Annotated in this window: 4 protein-coding genes; 1 reads left to right on the top strand and 3 read right to left on the bottom strand. The window is 58.1% G+C overall.

The window, feature by feature from the left end:
• Nucleotides 1-89 precede the first annotated feature (89 nt).
• Nucleotides 90-1,463 (top strand): sodium-dependent transporter, encoded by a 1,374-nt coding sequence (locus FHS18_RS13335; RefSeq protein ID WP_183600561.1) that lies wholly within the window; start codon nt 90-92, stop codon nt 1,461-1,463.
• A 372-nt stretch (nt 1,464-1,835) separates the two neighbouring features.
• Here FHS18_RS13335 and FHS18_RS13330 read toward each other — a convergent pair whose 3' ends face one another.
• The 3 genes from FHS18_RS13330 to FHS18_RS13320 are packed head-to-tail and all read right to left on the bottom strand — an operon-like array spanning nt 1,836 to nt 6,049.
• Nucleotides 1,836-3,809, bottom strand: a complete 1,974-nt coding sequence (locus FHS18_RS13330) for an ABC transporter ATP-binding protein (RefSeq protein ID WP_183600560.1) — start codon at nt 3,807-3,809, stop codon at nt 1,836-1,838.
• Nucleotides 3,806-5,533 carry an ABC transporter ATP-binding protein gene (locus tag FHS18_RS13325; RefSeq protein ID WP_183600559.1) on the bottom strand — a complete coding sequence of 576 codons (1,728 nt, stop codon included), beginning with the start codon at nt 5,531-5,533 and terminating at the stop codon, nt 3,806-3,808. The genes FHS18_RS13330 and FHS18_RS13325 overlap by 4 nt, the downstream gene beginning before the upstream one ends.
• A 15-nt stretch (nt 5,534-5,548) precedes the next feature.
• Nucleotides 5,549-6,049: a MarR family winged helix-turn-helix transcriptional regulator gene (locus FHS18_RS13320; protein WP_183600558.1), complete on the bottom strand. Its 501-nt coding sequence runs from the start codon at nt 6,047-6,049 to the stop codon at nt 5,549-5,551.
• Between the last annotated feature and the right edge of the window lie 266 nt (nt 6,050-6,315).

Below are 6,315 nucleotides of genomic sequence, written 5' to 3'. Positions count from 1 at the left end.
TGAAGCTTGTTCAGCCATTGTAGTTGGCTTCAGCCGTTTCACCTTGGGTAATACTACATCTAAGATCAAACAGAAGAGGTGAGGCATCGATGAATTTGAACAAAGGTTCCCAGAACCAAGAGGGAGCGGGCGGTTCCGGCGGTAAGAGTTCGGATCAATTCTCGCGTTACGGCTTTATTCTGGCGGCGATCGGTAGTGCTGTAGGTTTGGGGAATATGTGGAAATTCCCTTACATTACCGGTAAATATGGCGGTGCGGCATTTTTTCTTGTCTTTATTATCTGTTTGATCGCGGTCGGCTTGCCGGTCCTCCTGGCGGAGATGGCGATCGGCCGCGGCGGCCGCGGCAATGCATCGACCTCTATGGTTCGTTTGTCCGGCAAGAAGTCATGGGGCGGCTTCGGGTTTATCTCGATCTTCGGCTCGTTCATGATCTTCTCGTACTATGCGGTCGTGGCGGGCTGGACGCTTCATTATGCATACTTGTCCTTTACGGGCCAATTGTTCGGCGGCGCCGACTTCGGCACGCAGTTCGGCGATTTCATTGGCGGCTATCTGCCGGTGTTCTACCAGCTGCTGGTTGTCCTGCTGACGGCATGGGTCGTTGCAGTCGGGATCTCTTCCGGTATCGAGCGTTTTAACAAAATCCTCATTCCCGGTTTAGTCGTCCTGCTAATTCTGCTCGTCATCCGTTCGTTGACGCTCGATGGCGCGGGAGCGGGCGTGGAGTTCTTCCTGAATCCGGACTTCAGCAAGCTGTCGCCGACGGCGGTGCTCGTCGCGCTCGGACATGCCTTCTTCTCTTTATCGCTCGGTATGGGCGTTATGATCACTTACGGTGCCTACGTGAGCAAGCAGCAATCGCTTAGCAAGGCGGCCCTCGCGGTCGGCTTCGGCGATCTGCTCTATGCGTTCCTCGCGGGCCTCATCATCTTCCCGACGACCTTCGCCTTTAACCTGGAGCCGGCTCAAGGCCCGGGACTCGTGTTCGTCGTCTTGCCTACGGCGTTCGAGGCTATGCCGTTCGGCGCGTTGTTCGGCGGCTTGTTCTTCATTCTGCTTGCGGTTGCGGCATTGACTTCGGCGGTCTCTCTGTTGGAGGTGCCAGTCGCTTACGTGATGGAGAAGTGGAAAATGTCCCGTACGAAGGCGGTCTGGATGACGGCGATCATCTGCTTCATTGTCGGTCTGCCTTCGGCGCTGTCCGTCGGCGGCGCGGTGAGCGGTCTGACCTTCGGCGGCAAAACGTTCTTCGACTGGATGGACTTCCTGTCTTCGAACGTGCTTCTGCCGGTCGGCGGCCTCGTCGTCACGCTGTTCGCGGGCTGGGTGTGGAAAGATGCCTATAGCGAAGCGGATCTGACGCCAGGCTGGTACAAGGTGTGGAAATTCGCGCTGCGGTGGGTGGCGCCGATTCTGGTCGTGCTCGTCCTCTTGATTTCCTCCGGAGTTATCTCCGAATAATAGCTCTGCCTATGCAAAAAGGCGATTCCCGTGGTTGTCCCATGGGAATCGCCTTTTGCGTTACTTACGTTTTACAGCCGAACGATCAACATAATGATGAGACACCATACGGCGACCGAGAATAACAACGCGCCGATGAGTCCCCAGTTCAAACGTCGGAACAAGGTCATCACACTCCAGTATAGCCCTCACAGCTCTCTATCTCTCTTACTAGTTTCCCCTATTTTACCGCAAGTTAAAAGCATTGGCGCCTTTCTTATTCGATATGCAGCGCTTTCTGCAGTTGTTCTCTTACAGGCACGACAATATAAAAAGCTCCCCGCTGCCCGATCATCCGATCAGGCGAAGGAGAGCCTTTGCGTGCAACAACAGCTAAATCGCGTCCGTCATCACGGTCTTCCGGCCGCTGAACTGGCTCTCGTACAGATCGGCGTAGAAGCCGCCTTGGGCGAGCAGCTCCTCGTGGGAACCTTGCTCGATGACGGTGCCCTGGTTCATGACCAGAATCAGATCGGCATCGCGGATCGTCGATAACCGGTGGGCAATGACGAAGCTCGTGCGTCCTTCCATGAGCGCGTTCATCGCGCGTTGGATATGCACCTCGGTCCGGGTGTCGACGCTGCTGGTCGCCTCGTCGAGGATGAGGATCGCCGGATCGGCCAGAATCGCCCGGGCGATCGTCAGCAGCTGCTTCTGCCCCTGCGAGATGTTCGAAGCTTCTTCGTTGAGTACCGTATCATACCCTTCAGGAAGCGTGCGGATGAAGTGGTCGGCATACGCCGCGCGCGCCGCCTGCACGATCTCCTCTTCGGTGGCGCCTGCCCGGCCGTAGGCGATATTGTCGCGGATCGTGCCGTTGAACAGCCACGTATCCTGCAGCACCATGCCGAACAGGCTGCGCAGATCGCCGCGCTTCAGCTGCGTAATATCGACGCCGTCGATCGTAATACGCCCGCCGCTGAGCTCATAGAAGCGCATGAGCAGGTTGATGAGCGTCGTCTTGCCGGCGCCGGTCGGGCCGACGATCGCGATCGTCTGGCCGGAGGTGACGTTGATGCTCATATCCGTAATGAGCGGCGCGTCTTCTTTGTAGCCGAATTTGACGTGCTCGAAGCGGACATTGCCTTGCGGGACCAGCGCGTCGCTGCTTGGCTTCCGCAGGTTAGCGGCCCCGGCAGCCGTGACGATCGGCGTCGGATTCGCCGCCTCGGGAACTTCCTCGTCCTCGTCCATCAGCTCGAAGACCCGTTCCGCCGAAGCGATGGTAGATTGAATGATGTTGGCGATTTGCGCCGTCTGCGTGATCGGCTGCGTGAACTGGCGGGAATACGAGATGAAGGCCTGCACGTCGCCGATCGTAATGCGTCCGTGGAGGACGAGCAAGCCGCCGGCGACGCTGACGAATACATAGCCGATATTGCCGATGAGACCCATGATCGGCATGATGATCCCGGAGACGAATTGGGCCCGCCAGCCGGATTCGTACAGCCTTGCGTTGACCTCGTCGAATTTGGCGATCGACTTGCGCTCGTGCCCGAACGCCTTGACGACGGCGTGGCCGGTGTACATTTCCTCGACATGGCCGTTCATCTCGCCAAGCGCGGCTTGCTGGCCTTTGAAGTAGGTCTGCGATTTGCCGGCGATGGCCTTGATGGCAATGAAGCTGAGCGGCAGCGTAATGATCGTAATGAGCGTCATGAGCGGGCTGATCGTCAGCATCATGACGATAACGCCGATGAGCGTGACGATCGAAGTGATGAACTGCGTTAAGCTCTGCTGCAGCGTGCTGCTAATATTGTCGACGTCATTGACGGCACGGCTCAGAATCTCGCCATGGGTGCGCGAATCGTAATACTTGAGCGGCAGCCGCTCCAACTTCTCGTTGACGTCCTTGCGCAGGTGATAGACGGTCTTCTGCGCGACGCCCGCCATCACATACTGTTGGATGTAGCCGAACAGGGCGCTGATGACATAGAGGCCGGCCAGGAGCAGCAGAATATCGGCGATATACGTGAAGTCGATCGAAGCGCCGGGGACGCCATTCATGAGACCCATCATGCCTTCGAACAGTTTGGTCGTCGCTTTGCCCATAATCTTCGGTCCCAGAATCGAGAAGACGGTGCTCAGAATCGCGGTAACGAAGACGATGATCAGCGCGTTCTTATGCGGCTTCAAATAGCCGAGCAGCCGATTCAGCGTGCCTTTGAAGTTTTTGGCCTTCTGTACCGGCATGCCCATGCCGCCCGGTCCGCCCTTGCCGGGGCCGAATCCGAATCCGCCGGGGCTCGGTCCGCTTGGCTTGTTCGCTCCGCCGGGGCCTTGCGGTCTGTGCTGCTCTCCACTCATGCGATCTCCTCCTCTGACAGCTGCGACAGAACGATCTCCCGATAAATCCCGGACGACTCCAGCAGCTCCTTATGCGTGCCGATTGCTGTAATTACGCCTTCGTCGAGCACGATGATCTGATCGGCATCCATGACGGTGCTGACGCGCTGGGCGACGATCAGCAGCGTGGCTTCGGCCGTCTCCGTCTTCAACGCGGCGCGCAGCTTGGCGTCGGTCTTGAAGTCAAGCGCGGAGAAGCTGTCGTCGAACAGATAGATGGCAGGCTTGCGGACCAATGCCCGCGCGATGGAGAGCCGCTGCTTCTGTCCGCCTGAGACGTTCGTGCCGCCTTGGGCGATAACGGCTTGATAGCCTTCCGGCATCTCGGCGATGAAATCGGCGGCTTGCGCCACGGAAGCGGCATGACGGACTTCCTCGTCGGTCGCGTCCTCCTTGCCGAAGCGGATATTGTCCTCGATCGTTCCGGTGAAGAGCAGCGCCTTCTGCGGAACGAGGCCGATCCGATCGCGCAGTTCTTCCTGGGTCATCTCGCGCACATCGATGCCGCCGATGCGGACGCTGCCCTCGCTTGCATCGTAGAAGCGGGGGATCAGGTTGATGAGCGTGGATTTGCCTGATCCGGTACCGCCGATGATGGCCGTAATCTCGCCGGGTTTTGCCGTGAAGGAAAGACCTGAGAGAGCAGGGATCTCGGCACCTGGATAATAGAAGGATACATTGTCGAACGCGACGCTGTTAGCGTGGCTGGCGGCGCGTTTGGTTACCTCGGCATCGAGAATCTCGGGCTTCATGTCCAACACTTCATTGATGCGGACGGCCGAAGCTTGCGCGCGCGGCACCATGACGAACATCATTGAGGCGAAGATCAGGGCGAACATGATCTGCCACGCGTACTGGATGAAGGCGATCAGATCGCCGACCTCGATGCCTTGCGCTTCAATGCGCTTGCCGCCGAACCAGATGATGGCGATGCTCGCGATATTCATGACCAGCATCATCGTCGGCATCAGTCCGGCCATCAGCCGGTTCACCTTGATCGACGTATCGGTCAAGTCGAGGTTCGCTTCATTGAAGCGCTGCTGCTCGTGCGTCGTCCGGTTGAAGGAACGGATGACCCGAACGCCGGTCAGGCTCTCGCGCAGGACGAGATTGAGCTTGTCGATCTTCACCTGCATCGATTTGAACAGCGGGATGCTGCGGGACACGACCGCTAGGATGATGAGGGCGAGCACGGGAACGACGGCGATGATGACGAAGGACAGCTTCACGTCCTTGGACATGGCCATAATGATGCCGCCGATACACATGAGCGGCGCCATGACCATGACGCGCATCAGCATCGTCAGCACCATCTGCACCTGGGTAATATCGTTGGTCGTGCGCGTAATGAGCGAAGCGGTGCCGACCTTATCGAACTCGTGGAGCGAGAATTGCTCGACATGGGCGAATACGCGGCTGCGCAAATCTTTGCCGAACGCGCCGGCCGACTTGGCGGACAGGTAGCTGGCCCCGACGGAACAGACGCCGCCTAGCGCGGCGATGAGCAGCATGAGGCCGCCAATCTGCCAGATGTAAGGGGTGTCGCCGCTCACGACGCCCTTATCGACGATGTCGGCCATCAGCGTCGGCAGATACAGATCCGACAAGGTTTGCAAAAAGACGAGCACTAGAGTGAACAGTACGGCAATCCGATAGGGTTTCATAAACCGGAACAGCTTGAGCATGGCTTCACGTCACCTTCATTCGAATGGTTTGGGATGGGGTTTGCATTCAGGGCGGTCTTCTTCATCGGAATTCGCGACATAATAGGCGCGGACTTCGCCGAGCAGCTCGATGAGCAGTTGCGCGCGCTCTTCGGTCAGGTGTTCCACGAGGCGCTGCATACCCTCCTGCATGGCGGCTTGCGCGGCTTCGGTGATTCGCCGTCCTTCCTCGGTCAGCATGATACGTACCGCCCGCCGGTCATCGGGGTCCTGGGTACGCGTGACCAACCCGCGTGCTTCGAGCAGATTGACCATCTGGGAGACGGTCGGCTGCGTCACGCGCATGAGCTGGCTAATCTCGGAAGGTTTCATGCCGGTCGTAGCTCCGAGCTCGATGCCTCTGCGGATCATGAACAGCATCATGGTCTCGCTGGGATTGCATCCCTCTAGCGCAACCCGGCCCCGCCAATTGACCTGGCGCAGCTGCCGGAAGGCGTGGAAGAGGGTGTCGGCGGTCGAGTGTTCTTCGTCTGCCATAAGTGAGGCTCCTTTTTGTATAAATGGGTGATGGTTTACTTAGGTAACCAAATTATATAGCAGTGAAATATATTGGTCAATATTCATCATGGCTTCATAGCAAGGATTTCAATCGAAGAAGGACTGACTGGAGGTTGTGGGTCCCCGCGAGCGCTCCTGATGCCGCGGAAGAGGGACTCGCAAGAACGCGACTTGGCCCCATGAAGCTGTGCTATAATGGCAGGCGCTGCTAGAGAGGCTTGTCCGCATCGGATGCAGGCGGCTCG

It is taken from the genome of Paenibacillus phyllosphaerae, assembly GCF_014192105.1.
Classification (GTDB): domain Bacteria; phylum Bacillota; class Bacilli; order Paenibacillales; family Paenibacillaceae; genus Paenibacillus_Z; species Paenibacillus_Z phyllosphaerae.
Note: the sequence above shows the minus strand (reverse complement) of the source record. Positions and strands in the feature narration are given on the sequence as shown.

What these genes read in the sequence shown, in the direction of transcription:
- FHS18_RS13335 (WP_183600561.1), top strand. Translation starts at nt 90, where the DNA reads ATGAATTTGAACAAAGGTTCCCAGAACCAAGAGGGAGCGGGCGGTTCC.
- FHS18_RS13330 (WP_183600560.1), bottom strand. Translation starts at nt 3,809, where the DNA reads ATGAGTGGAGAGCAGCACAGACCGCAAGGCCCCGGCGGAGCGAACAAG.
- FHS18_RS13325 (WP_183600559.1), bottom strand. Translation starts at nt 5,533, where the DNA reads ATGCTCAAGCTGTTCCGGTTTATGAAACCCTATCGGATTGCCGTACTG.
- FHS18_RS13320 (WP_183600558.1), bottom strand. Translation starts at nt 6,049, where the DNA reads ATGGCAGACGAAGAACACTCGACCGCCGACACCCTCTTCCACGCCTTC.